General features: G+C 72.2%; 10 protein-coding genes. 5 read left to right on the forward strand and 5 right to left on the reverse strand.

Annotation, left to right across the window (positions count from 1 at the left end):
• Positions 1 to 202: 202 nt before the first annotated feature.
• From ACMCNN_RS17430 to ACMCNN_RS17440, 3 genes are read left to right on the forward strand one after another with little or no spacing between them, the layout of a single operon-like run.
• The gene (locus ACMCNN_RS17430) at positions 203 to 1,138 is read left to right on the forward strand and encodes an ABC transporter ATP-binding protein (protein WP_412741555.1); all 936 of its coding nucleotides are present in this window, start codon (positions 203 to 205) and stop codon (positions 1,136 to 1,138) included.
• Positions 1,135 to 2,469, forward strand: coding sequence for an ABC transporter permease (locus ACMCNN_RS17435; RefSeq protein ID WP_412741556.1), 1,335 nt, complete (start codon positions 1,135 to 1,137; stop codon positions 2,467 to 2,469). The genes ACMCNN_RS17430 and ACMCNN_RS17435 overlap by 4 nt, the downstream gene beginning before the upstream one ends.
• A 3-nt stretch (positions 2,470 to 2,472) precedes the next feature.
• Complete coding sequence (locus ACMCNN_RS17440; RefSeq protein WP_412741557.1) at positions 2,473 to 5,211, forward strand: alkaline phosphatase family protein; 2,739 nt, start codon at positions 2,473 to 2,475, stop codon at positions 5,209 to 5,211.
• Positions 5,212 to 5,275: 64 nt separating this feature from the next.
• Here the strand turns inward: ACMCNN_RS17440 and ACMCNN_RS17445 are convergent, their stop codons facing one another.
• Positions 5,276 to 9,079, reverse strand: a complete 3,804-nt coding sequence (locus ACMCNN_RS17445; RefSeq protein ID WP_412741558.1) for a S8 family serine peptidase — start codon at positions 9,077 to 9,079, stop codon at positions 5,276 to 5,278.
• Between the two features lie 175 nt (positions 9,080 to 9,254).
• On the opposite strand from ACMCNN_RS17445, the gene ACMCNN_RS17450 reads away from it, so the two are divergent.
• Positions 9,255 to 10,322, forward strand: coding sequence for a helix-turn-helix domain-containing protein (locus ACMCNN_RS17450; protein ID WP_412741559.1), 1,068 nt, complete (start codon positions 9,255 to 9,257; stop codon positions 10,320 to 10,322).
• On the opposite strand, the gene ACMCNN_RS17455 is transcribed toward ACMCNN_RS17450, so the two are convergent.
• Positions 10,222 to 10,875 (reverse strand): polysaccharide deacetylase family protein, encoded by a 654-nt coding sequence (locus tag ACMCNN_RS17455; RefSeq protein WP_412741560.1) that lies wholly within the window; start codon positions 10,873 to 10,875, stop codon positions 10,222 to 10,224. The two genes, ACMCNN_RS17450 and ACMCNN_RS17455, sit on opposite strands and share 101 nt — an antisense overlap.
• A gap of 336 nt (positions 10,876 to 11,211) precedes the next feature.
• On the opposite strand from ACMCNN_RS17455, the gene ACMCNN_RS17460 reads away from it, so the two are divergent.
• A complete protein-coding gene (locus tag ACMCNN_RS17460) occupies positions 11,212 to 12,405 on the forward strand; it encodes a hypothetical protein (RefSeq protein ID WP_412741561.1) in 1,194 nt (397 codons plus the stop codon).
• A 28-nt stretch (positions 12,406 to 12,433) separates the two neighbouring features.
• Here ACMCNN_RS17460 and fahA read toward each other — a convergent pair whose 3' ends face one another.
• The 3 genes from fahA to ACMCNN_RS17475 are packed head-to-tail and all read right to left on the reverse strand — an operon-like array spanning position 12,434 to position 15,716.
• Positions 12,434 to 13,672, reverse strand: coding sequence for a fumarylacetoacetase (fahA, locus tag ACMCNN_RS17465; protein ID WP_412741562.1), 1,239 nt, complete (start codon positions 13,670 to 13,672; stop codon positions 12,434 to 12,436).
• Positions 13,669 to 14,514 (reverse strand): hypothetical protein, encoded by an 846-nt coding sequence (locus tag ACMCNN_RS17470; RefSeq protein ID WP_412741563.1) that lies wholly within the window; start codon positions 14,512 to 14,514, stop codon positions 13,669 to 13,671. Before ACMCNN_RS17470 ends, fahA begins: the two co-directional genes overlap by 4 nt.
• Positions 14,511 to 15,716 (reverse strand): homogentisate 1,2-dioxygenase, encoded by a 1,206-nt coding sequence (locus tag ACMCNN_RS17475; RefSeq protein ID WP_412741564.1) that lies wholly within the window; start codon positions 15,714 to 15,716, stop codon positions 14,511 to 14,513. The genes ACMCNN_RS17470 and ACMCNN_RS17475 overlap by 4 nt, the downstream gene beginning before the upstream one ends.
• Positions 15,717 to 15,917: the final 201 nt, after the last annotated feature.

Consider the following 15,917-nt stretch of genomic DNA (forward strand, 5'->3'; position numbering starts at 1 on the left):
GATTCGTGACCGTCACCACACGAAAGTCACCCGGACGGGAGCAGCGTCGCGATCAAGGCCAAACCGGACGGCGGGCCCCGACGAGAATACATCGACCATGACGGATGCTCGTCGCCTTCCGTTCATGAACGGGCAACTCACCCCGCCCGCTGACGACGTACGCCTTCCCTAGCTTCATCGAAGGTCATGGAGGAAGGATCCAGTGGAGACGACCCTCGCCGTCCGGGCTCGCGGGATCACCAAGTGCTTCGGCGATGTCGTCGCACTCGACGGTGTCGACCTCGACGTGGCGCAGGGGCAGATCCACGGCCTGGTCGGGCCGAACGGTGCCGGCAAGACCACGTTGCTCGGCCTCATGCTGGGCCTGGCGGTCGGCGACAGCGGCCGCCTGGAGATCCTGGGTACGCCGGTCCGGCGGGCCCTCGACGCCCCGGCGGACGTCGCCGGCTTCGTGGACGGGCCCGGCCTCTATCCCTGGCTCACCGCCCGGCAGAACCTCGCCGCCCTGGCATCGCTGCGCGGGGCCGCAGCGGAGATCGACGAGGTGCTCGACCAGGTTGGGCTCACCGATGTCGCCGACGACCGGACGCACGGATTCTCCCTCGGCATGCGCCAGCGACTGGGGCTCGCCGCCGCGCTGCTGACCGGGCCGCGACTGCTCGTACTCGATGAACCCGCCAACGGCCTGGACCCGATCGGCAAGCGGATCATCCACCGGGTCCTGGCCCGCGTCGCGGCGGACGGCGCCACCATCGTGCTCTCCAGCCACCGCATGGACGACGTCGAGGCGCTGTGCTCCGAGGTCACGATCCTCGCCACGGGCCGGATCGTCTTCTCCGGCCCGCTGAGCAAGCTGGCCGCCGAGAACGGTGAGCTCGACTACCGGGTGGTCACCTCCGATCCGGCGGCCGCCCGCCGGGTGGCCGCCGACACGGCCGGGATCGGCCTGGCCGACGACGCGCGCGGACGCGACGACCCCGCGGCGCTCGTCGTACGCGGCCTGGTGCCCGCGCTCGACGACCTGGTGGTCCGGCTGGTCCACGCGGGCATCGCCCTGCGCGAACTGGCGCCCGTGGTGTCGCCCCTGGAGGCCGCCTTCGTCGCCCTCACCGGGCAGCAGGGGCAGGGCGCGCGGTGACCGCGACGGTGTTCCGGCGCGTCAGGGTGCTGCGCGGCTACCGCTTCGAGCTGGTCAAGCTGGTCTCGCAGTGGCGGATCCGCCTGCTGGGCCTGGTCTGCTGGACCGCGCCCGGACTGTTCGTCGCGGCGGTGAGCCGGCAGAGCACGCTTCCCGTCGACACCCTCTTCGGCCGGTGGATGCACGCGACGGGATGGGCCGGGCCCCTGGTGATGCTCGGTTTCGCCGGCACCTGGGCGCTCCCGCTGATGATCTCGGTGGTGGCCGGCGACGTGTTCGCCGCCGAGGACCGGCTCGGCACCTGGCGGCACCTGCTGGTCGCGGTCCGGTCGCCCCGGCGCATCTTTGTGGCGAAGTCCCTGGCCAGCCTGAGCGTGATCCTGCTGCTCGTCGCCGGGCTGGCCGTCTCCAGCGTCGCGGGCGGGATCCTGGCGGTCGGAGATCAGCCGCTGGTCGGGCTCGACGGGCACCTGCTGCCGCCGGCGGACGCGGCCGCAAGGGTGCTGCTCGCCTGGGTGTGCGTGCTCGCCCCGGTGCTGGCGCTCGCGGCGATCGGGCTGCTCGGGTCGGTCGCGCTGGGCAGGTCACCGATGGGGCTGCTGCTGCCCGCGCTGGTCGCGCTCGCGCTGCAGCTCGCCCAGATGCTGCCCCTGCCCGTCGCCGCACGGCTGGCGCTGCCCGGATACGCGTTCGTGGCCTGGAACCGGCTGTTCAGCAGCCCGGCCGGGGCCGGCCCGTTGCTGATCGCCGTGGTGATCAGTCTGGTGTGGGCGGTGACCGCGACCGGGCTGGCGTACCGGCTGTTCGTCCGGCGGGACTTCACCGACCTGTCGTTCGACGGATCGCGGCGCCGTGCGGCCATGGGACTGCTGTCACTGGCCGGGCTGCTGGTGGTGACGGTCGGGGTGGTCGCCATGGGAACCGGCGCCACCGGTTCCGGCATCGATCAGGACAAGGTGCAGCGGTCGGTCGCCACCGCCTTCGGTCACCTGTACCGGCTGCAGACCGCGCAGCTGCACCGGCCCGACGTCACGGAGGCACAGCTGCGCCCGACAGCGGCGTGCAGCCGGGGCGGCGGGCGGCTCGAACCGCGGGGACCGGGCAACGACTGGCGGTGCGTCGTCACCTGGCATCTGCCCGGCACCGAGGCCGCCGGGTCGGCCACCTACCAGCTCGACCTCGCCCCGGACGGGCGGTACATGGCCGACGGCGACGGGCCGAAGGAGGTGAACGGCTACTTCCTGGTCCGGACCGCCACCGGGGACGCCCCCAACCCGCTCTGGCAGTTCGACGGCACCGTCGCGCTGCTCCCTACCACGCCGAAGGGATAGTTCATGCAGGTACAACGCCACCGTCGGCCGGTGGACCGGTCCGGCCGGCTCCGTCTGCGCCGCCACGCCTTCGCCGTCACCGCCGCCACCACCGTCGCCGTCGTCACCGCGAGCGCCGCGTTCGCCCAGACGTACCGGTTCGGCACCGACCAGGTCGGCCAGACCACCCGCCGCGGTCAGGTCGTCTCCGCCGACCAGTACATCGACCCGATCGGCACGCGCCTCGTCATCAACAACGGCAAGATCATGTCGTCGGCGGTCAGCCCGGACGGCACCCACCTCGCGGCCACGCTCGCCGACGGCGGGATGGCGCTGGCCATCGTGGACCTGGCGACGTGGAAGGTGCAGCAGCTCGTCGGCAACAACGCGGCGGCGGACCTGCGGATCAGCGGCAACGACGTGGGCCAGGAAGGCCCCACCTACTCCCCCGACGGCACCCAGCTGTGGCTGGGGCAGGCCGACGGCTACCGCAGGTTCACCGTGAAGCCCGACGGCACGCTGGCCAACCCGGCGTTCATCACCATCCCGGCGGACGGGCCGAAGCGCGCCCTCGCCGCGCAGGCGGTGTTCTCCGCCGACGGCGCCACCGTGTACGCCGCGGTCAACGGCCAGAACCGGGTGGTCGCCCTCGACGCGGCGACCGGCGCCATCCAGCGCAGTTGGGCCGTGGGCAACGCCCCGCGGGGCCTGGCCGCGGTCGGCACGAAGCTCTACGTCAGCAACGAGGGCGGCCGTCCCGCACGGCCCGGCGATACGACGATCAACTCGTACAACACCCCGGTACCCGCGGACCCGGTCACCGCCGCCACGACCACCGGTACGGTCAGCGTCATCGACCTGGCGAACCCGGCCGCGGCGGTCCGGAGCATCGACGTCGGCCTCCACCCGACCGCCCTGTTCGCCCGCCACGGGGCGCTGTTCGTCACCAACACCGCCAGCAACGACGTGTCCATCATCGACACCGCCGGCGACACCGTCGTCCAGACCGTCGCCACCCAGCCGTGGCCCGAGGCGTCGGTGGGTTACGAGCCCGACGCCGTGACGCTCACCGACGACGGTCACCTGCTGGTGACGCTCGGCCGCGCCGACGCGGTAGCGGTGTACCGGTACACCAGCCCGCTGGAGCCGGTCGGCTACGTCGGCCTGCTGCCGACCGACTACTTCCCCGCGGAGATCGCCACCGTCGGCACCGACGTCCTGGTCTCCACCACCCGCGGCATCGACGCCCGCCGCCCCACCACCAGCGCCGGGCACAACACCCACGACACGACGTCCAGCCTGCAGCGTTTCGCCCTGCCGGACGACCAGGCCATCAGGGCCGCGACCGCGACGGTGTTCAGCCAGAACGGCTGGACCGCCGGCTCGGTCATCCGGGCCAGGGGCACGAGCCACGCGAAGCCGGTGCCGGTGCCGGTGCGGCTCGGCGACCCGTCGACGATCAAACACGTCTTCCTGATCGTCAAGGAGAACCGGACGTACGACCAGATGTTCGGCGACGACGCGCGGGGCGACGGCGACCCGGCGCTGACGGAGTTCGGCGAGAACGTGACGCCGAACCAGCACGCGATGCAACGCCAGTTCGGGCTGTACGACAACACGTACGACATCGGCACGAACTCGGCCGAGGGGCACAACTGGCTGATGCAGGCCGACGACCCGGAGTACACCGAGTCCTCGGCCGGTGAGTACATCCGCAGCTACGACACTGAGGACGACGCGCTGGGCCACCAGCGGACCGGCTTCCTCTGGACCGGTGCGCAGGCGGCCGGCCGGACCGTACGGGACTTCGGCGAGTTCCACCAGTTCCTGACCAAGCCGGCCGGTGCCAGCTGGCAGAACCTGTACTGCGACACCAAAAACATGGCGGCGACCGGGCAGGACACCGCGTACCCGATGGTCTCGTCGTCGCCGATCCCGTCGCTCAACACCGTGTCGGTGGCCGGTTTCCCGAAGTTCGACACCAGCGTCCCGGACATCTACCGGTACGAGATCTGGAAGCGTGACTTCGCGAGGAACGGGCCGGCGGACCTGAACATGTTCTGGCTCTCCAGCGACCACACCGGCGGCCCGCCGAACGCGGCCGCACAGGTCGCCGACAACGACCTCGCGGTGGGCCGGATGGTCGACACCATCTCGCACAGCCGCTACTGGGCGGACGCGGCGATCTTCGTGGTCGAGGACGACTCGCAGGCAGGCCTCGACCACGTCGACGGCCACCGCGCGCCGATCCAGATCATCAGCCCGTGGGCCGGGCACGGCGTCGTCGACAGCCACTACTACTCGCAGATCACGATGATCCGGACGATCGAACAGATCCTCGGCATCCACCCGATGAACCAGAAGGACAGCGCGGCCAGCCCGATGCGTGCGGCGTTCACGCCGCAGGCCGACCCCGCCCCGTTCACGGCGGTGCCCAACCGCACGTCGCTGACCCTGGGCCTGGCGGTCCCGCCGCCGTGCGGTGTGGACGTTCCGGCGCCGCAGGACCCGCACGCCGCGGCCGCGCCGTCGGCGAAGGTGCCCGCGGCGCAGCGGAAGGTCGCGGCGCAATGGGACGCGTGGAAGGCACAGCAGCGGCTGACCGGGCCGGACGCCAGGCCCGACTTCGCGAACCCCGCACAGATGAACCACTTCACCTGGTACCAGTCGCACGACTGGGCGAAGCCGTACCCGGGTGAACGCACCATCGTGGCGCCGGGGCAGGTGCCGGGCGCCTTCCTCCCACCGGCGGAATCCGACTGAGGGATGTCCGGCACACCGAAGGCGCCCCCGGCCGCCACGCCGGGGGCGCCTTCCCCCCGTGCGCCTACCGCACGACGGCGTAGGCCTGGTGCACAGTCTGCTGGACGCGGTTCCCGGCGGTGTCCCACGCCTCGGTGCGCAGCCACACGGTGCCGCCCGCCGTCGGGTCCGGTACCCGCGCCACGAAGTCGCCGGATGACCCCGCGACCGGCGCGGACCGCCACGTCCTCCCCTGGTCGGTGGAGTAGGACAGGATGAGTCCGGCGATGCGCCCCGCACCGACGGCGCCGTGGGGTGCGCCCACGTGCACGCCGATCCGGTGCGTCTGCCCGGCCTCGGCGGTGTTGGTGAGGCTCACGCCGAGGTCGTAGCGGAGTTGCAGCACCGGCTGCCGCGCACAGGACCCCATGTCCGGTCCGCAGCCGTCCGCGGTGGGTCGCCGGGAGGTGAACGTCCACGCGGTCTCCACCCGCGGTGACATCCGCCGCACCGCCTGGCTCGGCGAATACCACGGGTTCGTCGGCGGCAGGATGAACGTGCCCTCCAGGCGGTAGCGGCCCGGATCGGCGGGCAGGTCGAAGTACGGCGTGTGCAGCCCCGGATACGGCCTGCCGGGAATCTGTTGCCCGTCCCGGAACAGCCGGTAGGTGAACGGGTAGACGTCACCCCAGTCGACGTCGGCCACATGCCCGAAGGAACCGTCGTTCAGGTACGGCGAGGTGAACAGGCGGTCCGGACCCCACCGGAAGAACCCGGCGCCGTCGCCCGAGTCGGGTGTCGCCATCGCGATCGGCCCGGCCAGCCAGTCCTCCCGGGTGCCCCGCGACCGCGAGAAGTCGACCTGGCTGAACATGTTGTGGTCGCGGTCCTCGATGCCCGCCGCGCGACGCCAGAAGTCCTTCGGTTCGACGGGCCCGACATAGTCGTCGACCGCCGCCGGTGCGGTCAGGTAGATGGACGGGTTGGCCGCCGCGCCCCCGGAGTCGGTGCGGAACGCCAGCCACCACTGGGCGAGCCCGAGACCCGCCACGTCGGCGTGGTACCGGCTGCGTACCCTCTCCAGCGAACCGGGGTCGACGCGGTGGGTGAGGTCGGCGGCAATGCCGTTGCCCCGGCCGAAATGCAGGTGGTACATGGCCGAAGGGTTGGGCCGTACGCGCATCTGCAGGATGCCCGCGGAGGTCCGCAACCGTTCCCCGTCGGCGTTGCCGAGCGACATCTGCGGGATCGCCGACGGGTTGGCCGGACCGTGGCCGGCACGCGGCCCGATCGGCAGCGCACCGGCCGTGTCCAGGTAGGGCAGCACGGTCACCGCGCCGGCCTCGGCGCCGTGTGCCGTGGCGGTCTGCGCGGCCTGCACCGCCGACCAGTACCGGTCCCAGCCGCCGCCCGTGGTGGGGGTGGGCAACCTGACCAGGGCGGCCTTGCCCTTGACACCCGCCCTGGCGAAGTCGTCGGGGGTGCCGGCACCGGCGAACACCAGCGGCAGGTCCCGGTCACCGGCCAGCTCGGAGGTGACCTCGTACGGCTCGAACTGCGCGGCGAGGTCCTTGCCGCCCGCGCGCAGGCGCACGGCCCGCTGCCCGAGCGTGAACGACTGCTGTGCGGTCACCGAGCCCTTCGCCGCGGGCGCCGTGGGGGTGGCGTACAGCTCGATGCTCTGGTCGCCCCGGCTGGGGAAGAACAGCGTGGCCGAAGTTGACGCCAGGACGTTGACCGTCACGCCGATCTGGTGGTCGTACTCCCACGTCGGCTCCGGCACTTGCGCGCGGGAGGGCACCGCCGTACGCGCGTCGAGGGTGACCGCGCCGCCGTGGGCGCCGACCGTGACGTTGGTGGCCGTGAGAGCCACCCACCGGCGCCTCTGCGGCCGGATGTCGGAGTGCTGGGACAGCACCGCGTAGGTGCCCTCGGGCACACTGGCCACCCAGACGCCGCCCTGCCGGTGCGCCCAGAAGAACAGCTCCCCCGCGTCGAACGGGTCGTTCGGGTTGTGGCTGACCTCGTCACGGATCACCGTCACGGGGCCGTCCTCGGCGACGGTCTCGCCGTCGAAGCCGAGCTGCCCGATGGTCAGCGTGGCGTGCGGCTTCGGCGGGTACGGCACGTACCAGCTCACCGGCGTACGCAGGGTCACGCCGCCGGGGCCGGTCGCGGTGAGGACGCCGCCGTAGGCGCCCGCCTCGCCGAGCCCCGGGTCGACGACGACGTCGAGCGCCGCCGCACCGCCGGCCGGTACGGACACCGTGGTGTTCGACAGCGTGACCTGGCCGGCGACCGGTGCGCGGCCGCTCCACGACGTCACCGACAGCTCCGCCGCCAGCGTGACCGGCACGGGGGTGGCGTTGGTGTAGGTCAGGGTGCGGGTGGCCGGCGTCGCCGCGCGGTCGAGCCTGCCGAAGCTCGCCGAGGCGGGGCCGGTCACCTTCTGCGTCACCGCGCGGGCCACGTCCAGCCGCCCGGCGCCCTGCGCGTTCCAGCTCAGCGCGTCGTCCTTGGCGGCGGAGACCAGCGCGTCCTTGAGCTGGGTCGCGGCCGCCGTCGGCCGCGCCTGCGCCAGCAGCGCGACAGACCCGGTGACGTGCGGGGTGGCCATCGAGGTGCCCGACAGCGGCACGTAGTTCGGGTCGCCGGGGATGTCGGGGAAGGTGCCCTTGGCCCGCGCCGCGGTGATGGTGACCCCGGGTGCCACGATCTCCGGCTTCACTGTCGCGTCGCCCAGCCGTGGCCCGCGGTTGGAGAACGCCGCGAGTCTGTCCTGCTTGTCCACCGCGCCGACGGTCAGCGCCGACGCCGCCGCACCGGGCGCGGCCACGCACGGCGCGCAGCCGGCGTTGCCGGCCGCGATGACGAACAGCGTGCCGGTCCTCGCGGTCAGCGCGTCGACCAGGGTGCTCAGCTCGTCGGTGCCGTCGCTGGGCTCACCGCCCAGGCTCAGGTTGACGGCCTTCGCCTTGCCGGCCACCCATTCCAGGCCCGCCATGATGGCCGACTCCGGGCACGCGCCGCTGCCGTCGCACACCTTGCCGATCAGCAGCTTCGCACCGGGCGCGACCCCCTTGTATCTCCCGCCGGACGCCGCGCCGGAGCCGGCGATCGTCGAGGCGACGTGCGTGCCGTGCCCGTACGTGTCGGTGCTGTCCTCGCCGTCGATGAAGCTGCGGGCCTCGATGATCCGGCCGGCGAAGTCGGGGTGGGTGGCGTCGATCCCGGTGTCCAGGACACCGACCGTGACGCCGGTGCCGTCGAAGCCCGCCCGCCACACCGCCGGTGCCCCGATCATCGGGACGCTCTCGTCGAGCGTCACGTGCAGGCTGCGGTCCAGTGCCAGCCGGGTGATCGTCGTGCCGAGCTTCGGCGCGACCGCGGTCCAGAACTGCGCGGCGCGCGCGGGCGGGACCCGTACCCCGGCCAGACCGGCCGTGGGGATGCGGGCCGTGAGCCGGGCCGCGGGCAGGCCCGCGGCCACCGCCGGCCCTTTCACGAGCAGACCCAGATCCTTGTCCCGGGTACGGCTGAGCCGCGCCACGTTGAACAGTTCGGCGTCCACGGTGCCGGCCGTGACCGCGGCCTGCGCATCGGAGGGGATCACGTAGTAGCCGGTGCGGTCGCCGCGCGCGAGGAAGCTCGGCGGCACGCGGCCGGCACGTGGCGCGGCGTCGACCGTGACGGTGGGCGGGGCGCCGGTACGGGCGGTGTAGGTGACGACATCGCCGGTGACCAGGGTGACCCGGCGGGCGGGATCGGGGGCCGGGGACACACCGGACGGGGTGGATGGCGGGGCGGCGCCGGCCGGGCTTCCCGGCCCGATCAGCGCGACGGCCAGCACCGCCGCACCGAGCGCGGGCAGCAGCGGGGTACGGGACATGACAGTCCTTCCCAGAATCAATTGACGTACGTGATTTCCCGGCCGGGTTGATTGATGATGCTGACCTGCGACGGGGCCGTCGGGGAAGGACTCACCCGCGGCGCAAACCGCTCCTGGCCACTTTCCGCCACGACGGCGCGGGCACGGTCACGCCGGGTCGGGGCAGAATCAGCGCATGCTCGACGTTCTCGACCTCGACCCCGTCGAACAGGCCGTCTACGAGATCCTCGTCGAGGGCCCACCGCAGACTGTGGAGGATCTCGCCGGTGCCCTGTCGGTGAGCGCCGACGTGCTGCGCCGGGCCGTCGAGACGATGGTGACCAAGCACCTGATCACCCGCGTCCCCGGCCGGCCGTCCCGCTACGCCGCGGTGTCACCCGCGACCGCGTTCGAGCAACTGTTCACGGCCCGCGAACGGTCGCTCACGCAGGCCCGCGAGTACGTCGAACAGCTCCTGGCCCGCTTCCACCAGGCCGCGGGCGGCCGCGACCCCGCCGAACTCGTCGAGATCGTCACCGGCCGTCCCCTGATCCGGCAGCGCTGGATGCAGCTGCAGCGCAGCGCCCGGGAGCAACTGCGGGTCGTCGACAAGCCGCCGTACGCCGTTCCGGCGCAGGACAACATCGCCACCGAATCCGACATGCTGGCCAAGGGCGTGCGCTGCCGCGCGATCTACGACTCGGCCGGGCTGATCGAGTTCCACGACCTGCGTACCGATGTGGCGGCCTGTATCGGGCGGGGGGAGGAGGCGCGGGTCATGAACGACGCGCCCACCAAGCTGGGCCTCATCGACGACCAGGCGGCGATCCTCCCGCTGGAACCCGCCCCGGCGCGCCTGGAGAGCATGGTGATCGTCCACCCGTCCGGGCTGCTGGAGGCGCTCGGCACCCTCTTCGAGCACCTGTGGCGTCTGGCGCTGCCGTTGCGCCTGTCCGGCGAACAACCCGGCAGCGCCGACCAGCCCACGCCCGACGAGCTGCGCCTGCTCAGCCTGCTGGCCAGCGGGGCCACCGACGAAGCCATCGCCGCGCACCTCGGCCTGGCCCACCGCACCTACCAGCGCCGCCTGCGCGCGCTGCTGGACCGCCTCGGCGCCAACACCCGGTTCCAGGCCGGCATGCAGGCCACCCTCCGGGGCTGGCTCAGCGCGACACCGCCGGGGGCGGGTACGCCCCGGCCGGTGGCTTCTGTGCAGGCGCTGCACCGCTCGGGGGCAGATAGTCCTCGAGCAGCGCCGGGGTGAGACCGGCGTCGTGGATGGCCCGCAGTGCCGCGGTGACGTCCTGGACGAACGCGGGCCGGAAGTGCATGAGGATGATGTCTCCGGGTTGGATCCGGTGCACCGGGGTCTGGTAGCGGACCTTGCCCTTGTTGACCGTTTCCGACCAGTAGAACGCCGCCTGCAGGCCACAGTCGTGGACGGCCCTGAGGGTGTTCTGGTCGTAGTTGCCGTACGGCGGCCGGAAGAACCGCATCGGCGTGCCGAACGTCTTCTCCAGGCTCGCCTTCGCCCCGCAGATCTCGTGGCGCTGCACCGCGTACGGCTTTCCGCGCAGGCTGGTGTGGGTCAGCGTGTGGTCCTCGATCACCCCTCCGGCCGCCACCAGCCGCTGGAAGAACGGCGGATTCGCGGCGGCCACCGGGGCGATGAGAAACATGGTGAACGGGATGTGCGCGGCCTGCATGAGGTCGTGGGCCTGCGCGAGCTGCGTCTGACCGTCGTCCATGGTCAGGAACGCCACCGGCTGGTCGACCGGCAGCCGTTTGTAGATCGGGGCGACCGGCCCGTCCGGCACCGTGATGGGGTGGGGCGTCGGTGGTGGCCCGAAAGTGGGTAGTTTGCCGGCGAACGCACCGCCGTCACCACGATGGGCGTCTTGCGGTGGTCCTGCCGCGGCGGACGTGCCAGGCTGACCGGGGCGGGACCTGGCCGCCACCGCCGCCGAGCCCGCCGAGCATCCCGCGGTCACCGTGAGGGTGATCGCCGCGAGGAAGGCCACGAGTCTGACCGGACGACATCGACGGCTGGCGAGGAACACGGCGCACACGCTAGCCGCCTATCGCAAGCCGCCGATGTGGCGAGAGTCTCATAGCATCCGAATTCCGGCATTAATCCCCAGGTTGGAGGCCCCGTGACGCATCGCCCCGGACGAGTCCGACGTCGGATCACGCTGGCGGCGGCCCTGCTGGCCGCGGTGGCGATGGCGGCCGCCTGCGAGAGCACGCATCGTGTCCACCGGGCCGCCGCGGCGCCCGCCGCGGTGCGGCCCTCCCCCGTGCCGGCCGCCGCACCGGGACCGTTGCCCGGGATGCCCCCGCCGCTGTCGCCGAGCGACCTCTACGCGGCGGACCGGCCGGGCGACCTGTCCGCGGTCGTACGCCGCGACAGGCCGCTGGTGTACGTCCCCAATCTGGACAGCAACACGGTGACGGTCATCGACCCGCGCACCTACCGGGTGCTGCGCACCGTACGGGTCGGCAAGGGCCCTCAGCACGTGGTGCCGTCCTGGGACCTCCGGACGCTGTGGGTCAACAACGACACCGGCAACTCGCTGACCCCGATCGACGCGGCCACCGGGCGTTTCGGCAGACCCGTGCCCGTGGCGGACCCGTACAACCTGTACTTCACGCCGGACGGCAAGTACGCCGTCGTCATGGCGGAGCGGATGAAGGAGATCGTCTTCCGCGACCCGCACACGATGGCCGTCAAGGACACACTTGCGGTCCACTGTGCCGGGGTCAACCACGCGGACTTCTCCCCGGACGGGCGCTACTTCATCGCGACCTGCGAGTTCTCCGGCGACCTGATCAAGGTCGACACGCTCCGGCACACCGTGCTGGGCCGGCTCCATCTGCCGGGCGAGCATCCCATGCCGCAGGACATCAAGATCTCCCCGGACGGGCGCACCTGGTACGTCGCCGACATGCAGACCAGCGGCGTGTGGGTCCTCGACGGTGACCGTTTCACCACACCCACGTTCGTGCCGACCGGCGACGGCGCGCACGGGCTCTATCCCAGCCGGGATTCTGAGATCCTGTACGTGTCCAACCGCGGCGAGGGCAGCATCTCGCTCATCAGCTTCGCCACCGGCAGGGTCGTCGAGAAGTGGCGGCTGCCCGGCCGTACCAGCCCGGACATGGGTGGGGTCTCCGCCGACGGCAAGGTCCTCTGGCTCTCCGGCCGCTACCACGCCGAGGTGTACGCCATCGACACCGCCGACGGCCACCTCCTCGCCCGCATCAGGGTCGGCAGGCAACCCCACGGCCTCTGCGTCTGGCCCCAGCCCGGCCGCTACTCCCTCGGCCACACCGGCATCCTGCGCTGACACCTACCGGGCTCCGCCGCGGGGACGCCTACCGGGGCGGTTCCGCCGCGGGCAGGATGCGGCCGCGGACCTCGCCGAGACCGATGACGGCACCGTCCGCGCCGGGCGCGGTCGCGCTGATCACGACCTCGTCACCGTCCTCCAGGAAGGTGCGGGTCGTGCCGTCCGGCAGCGCGAGAGGTTCCGCGCCGCCCCACGACAGTTCGATGAGCGAACCGCGCTGGTCGGGGCGTTCGCCGCTGATCGTGCCGGAGGCGTAGAGGTCGCCGGTACGCAGGGACGCGCCGTTGACGGTCATGTGCGCCAGCATCTGCGCGGGAGTCCAGTACATGCCGTCGAACCTCGGGCGCGAGACGACGTGGCCGTTGAGCCGTACCTCGAGCCGGACGTCCAGCCCCCACGGCGGCGTCTGCGCGTCGTCGAGGTACGGCAGCAGCGGCACGGTCCGGGCCGGCGGTGTCACCCGGGCGGCTTCGAGCGCGGCCAGCGGCACGATCCAGGGCGAGATCGAGGTGCCGAACGACTTGCCGAGGAACGGGCCGAGCGGCACGTATTCCCAGGCCTGGATGTCGCGGGCGGACCAGTCGTTGACCAGGCAGACCCCGAAGACGTGCTCGGGGAATCGGGCCAGGTCGACGGGCCGGCCCAGCCGCGACCCGGTGCCGACGACGAAGCCCAGCTCGGCCTCGATGTCGAGGCGCTGCGACGGCCCGAAGGTGATCTCGCCGTCGGCGCCGCGGCGCTGGCCGCAGGGGCGGACGACATCCGTGCCGGAGCCGACGATGGTGCCGGCGCGGCCGTGGTAGCCGATCGGGAGGTGCTTCCAGTTCGGCGTCAGCGGGTCCTGGTTGGGCCGGAACATCCGCCCGAGGTTGGTCGCGTGCTGTTCGGAGGCGTAGAAGTCGACGTAGTCGGCGACCGTGAATGGCAGGTGCATGACGGCGTCCCCCGCCGGGACGAGATGGTGGCTCAGCCGTTCACTGAACGAGGCGTCGGTGAGCCATGCCGTCACCAGGGCACGCACCTGCGACCAGGCGTGCGGCCCGGCGGCCAACAGCGTGTCCAGCGACGGTCCCGCCACGGCGTCGGCCAGCGGCGGCGCCAGGCGCCGGACGGCCGGTGCCAGGTCCAGGACCATGTCGCCGATCGCGACCCCGACCCGGGGGTCCGGATCCGGCGCGGTGCTGAACACCCCGTAGGGCAGGGTGGCGACGCCGAACGGATGATCCGCCGGAAGATCGAGCCAAGTGGCGGGGACGGTGGTCAACGGGGATCCTCCGGGAGAAGTCCGTGGTGCAGCAGGCCGTCGACCGGCTCGGTGATGCTGCACGTACCGAAGCTGACGAAGTGGTGGCGGACCCGCTCGGCGAGGGGGTCGTCGATGCCGGCGACCGCGGCCGCCACCCGTACTCCATCATGGTCGGCCAGCGCCGCGGCGACGTCGCCGCCGTCCAGGGCGCGGGCGGTCGCGAGGAGCACGTTCAGGTAGCCGTGGTGTTCGAAGCCGGTGGTGGGATCGCGGTGCCGGACCGGGTCGTGCAGGCCGGCGGTGAGCTTGAACGCGAGGCCGCCACGGACCGCCGCGTCCAGGACGGCGGCCAGCTGCGGCTCGTCCGGGAAGGCCGCCGCGACCAGCCCACCGGTACGGACCTTGAGGCGCAGGCCGGCACCGACGAGCGTGGCGACCGCGGCCGCCGTGACGTCGGCCCACGGCAGCTCGACGTACGTGTGCACCGTCGCGGGCACCTGCCGCGCGACGGTGTCCGCCAGCTCGGCCAGCCGGTCGGCGCTCGCCGGGACCTCCAGCGCCTGCAGCTCCACGCGGGGTTCCGCCCGCGCTCGCCCGACCGCGGCGGGAACGTCCTGCGCCCCGCCGGGGACGGTGAGCGCGACCGGCAGCGGCGGCCCGGCGCCCAGGGCCGCCGTCAGCTCCTCCCACCGGGGCAGGGAGCAGATGAACGGGCCGAGCAGCGGCGCCAGCGGCGACGACCGCCGGTCCTGGTGGGCCCGTACGGCGTCGGGCAACGCGACATTGCCGGGCGGGAAGATGGCGGCGTCGTCGAGCAGGCCGAGGAACAGCCGGGGCGGCGCGGTCCGGGTCCCGGTCACGAGGCCGGTCCCCGTCCCGCCCAGGTCCACGCGTACCTGCCGTCGTCGCAGGCCCGGCCCGCCTCGCCCAGGCCGAGCGGCCGGAACGTGTCGACCATGACGGCGAGCTCGTCGAACCGTTCCGCGCCGAGGCTGGCCTCGATGGCGCTCGGCTGCGGGCCGTGGGAGTGCCCGCCGGGGTGCAGCGAGATGGACCCGACGTTGATCCCGGAGCCCTTGCGGGCCTCGTAGTCGCCGCCGACGTAGAACATGACCTCGTCGGAGTCCACATTCGAGTGGTAGTAGGGCACCGGCACGGCCAGCGGGTGGTAGTCGACCTTGCGCGGTACGAAGTTGCAGATCACGAAGTTGTTGCCCTCGAAGACCTGGTGCACGGGCGGCGGCTGGTGGACCCGGCCGGTGATCGGCTCGAAGTCGGCGATGTTGAACGCGTACGGGTATAAACAGCCGTCCCAGCCGACCACGTCGAACGGGTGGTGCGGCAGCACGTGCACGGTCCCGGTGAGCCCGGCCGGGCCGTCGCCGCGGTGTTTGATGTAGACCTCGACGTCCTGCTCGTCCACCAGGCGCGGCAGGCCCGGCGTCCGCAGGTCACGCTCGCAGTACGGCGAGTGCTCCAGGAACTGGCCGTAGCGCGACAGGTACCGCTTGGGCGGGGCGATGTGGCTGTTGGCCTCGATGACGTAGAGGCGCAGCGGCTCGTGTCCCGCCGGCACCCAGCGGTGGGTGGTCGCCCGCGGAATGATGACGTAGTCGCCGGTGCCGACCTCCAGGTCACCGAAGATCGTCTCCACGGTGCCGGTGCCGGACTCGACGTACGCGCACTCGTCGCCGGTGGCGTTGCGGTAGAGCGGCGAGGTCTCGCCGGCCACCACATAGGTGATCCGGACGTCGGCGTTGCCCAGGACGAGCCGCCGGTCGCGTACCGCGTCGCGCGCCTTCCACTCCTGCTCGCCGAAGAGGTCGTGCAGCTTCAGATGCCGGGGCAGCAACGGCTGGTTCGGCACGGTGGCCGGGTCGGGCAGGTCCCAGGGGCGCGCGTCGACGATGGCCGAGGGAACGTGCCGGTGGTACAGCAGCGACGAGTCGGAGGAGAAGCCCTCCTCGCCCATCAGCTCCTCGTAGTAGAGGTTCCCGCCGGGATCGCGGTGCTGGGTGTGCCGTTTGGCCGGGATGCTGCCGGCTCGCTGGTAGTGCGCCATCCGTACCTCCGTTCGGGCCCGACCTGAGCCTGTCATGCACGGACATGGGCTGATCCCGCTTCGGCGGGATCGGGCTGGGGTCTTCAGCCTTGAGGAACGGGCTGTGGTGCACAACACGCCCAGTCGGGAGCGAGCATTCTGTGCAGATCAGCCTTGCTGAGCGCGCGACCCTTGAACAATCTGTCCAGTGCGCGGCGTGGC

This window comes from Krasilnikovia sp. MM14-A1004 (assembly GCF_047159485.1).
GTDB lineage: Bacteria > Actinomycetota > Actinomycetes > Mycobacteriales > Micromonosporaceae > Actinoplanes.

Coding starts and splice junctions, on each gene's coding strand:
- ACMCNN_RS17440 (WP_412741557.1), top strand. CDS start 2,473: ATGCAGGTACAACGCCACCGTCGGCCGGTGGACCGGTCCGGCCGGCTC.
- ACMCNN_RS17445 (WP_412741558.1), bottom strand. CDS start 9,079: ATGTCCCGTACCCCGCTGCTGCCCGCGCTCGGTGCGGCGGTGCTGGCC.
- ACMCNN_RS17450 (WP_412741559.1), top strand. CDS start 9,255: ATGCTCGACGTTCTCGACCTCGACCCCGTCGAACAGGCCGTCTACGAG.
- ACMCNN_RS17475 (WP_412741564.1), bottom strand. CDS start 15,716: ATGGCGCACTACCAGCGAGCCGGCAGCATCCCGGCCAAACGGCACACC.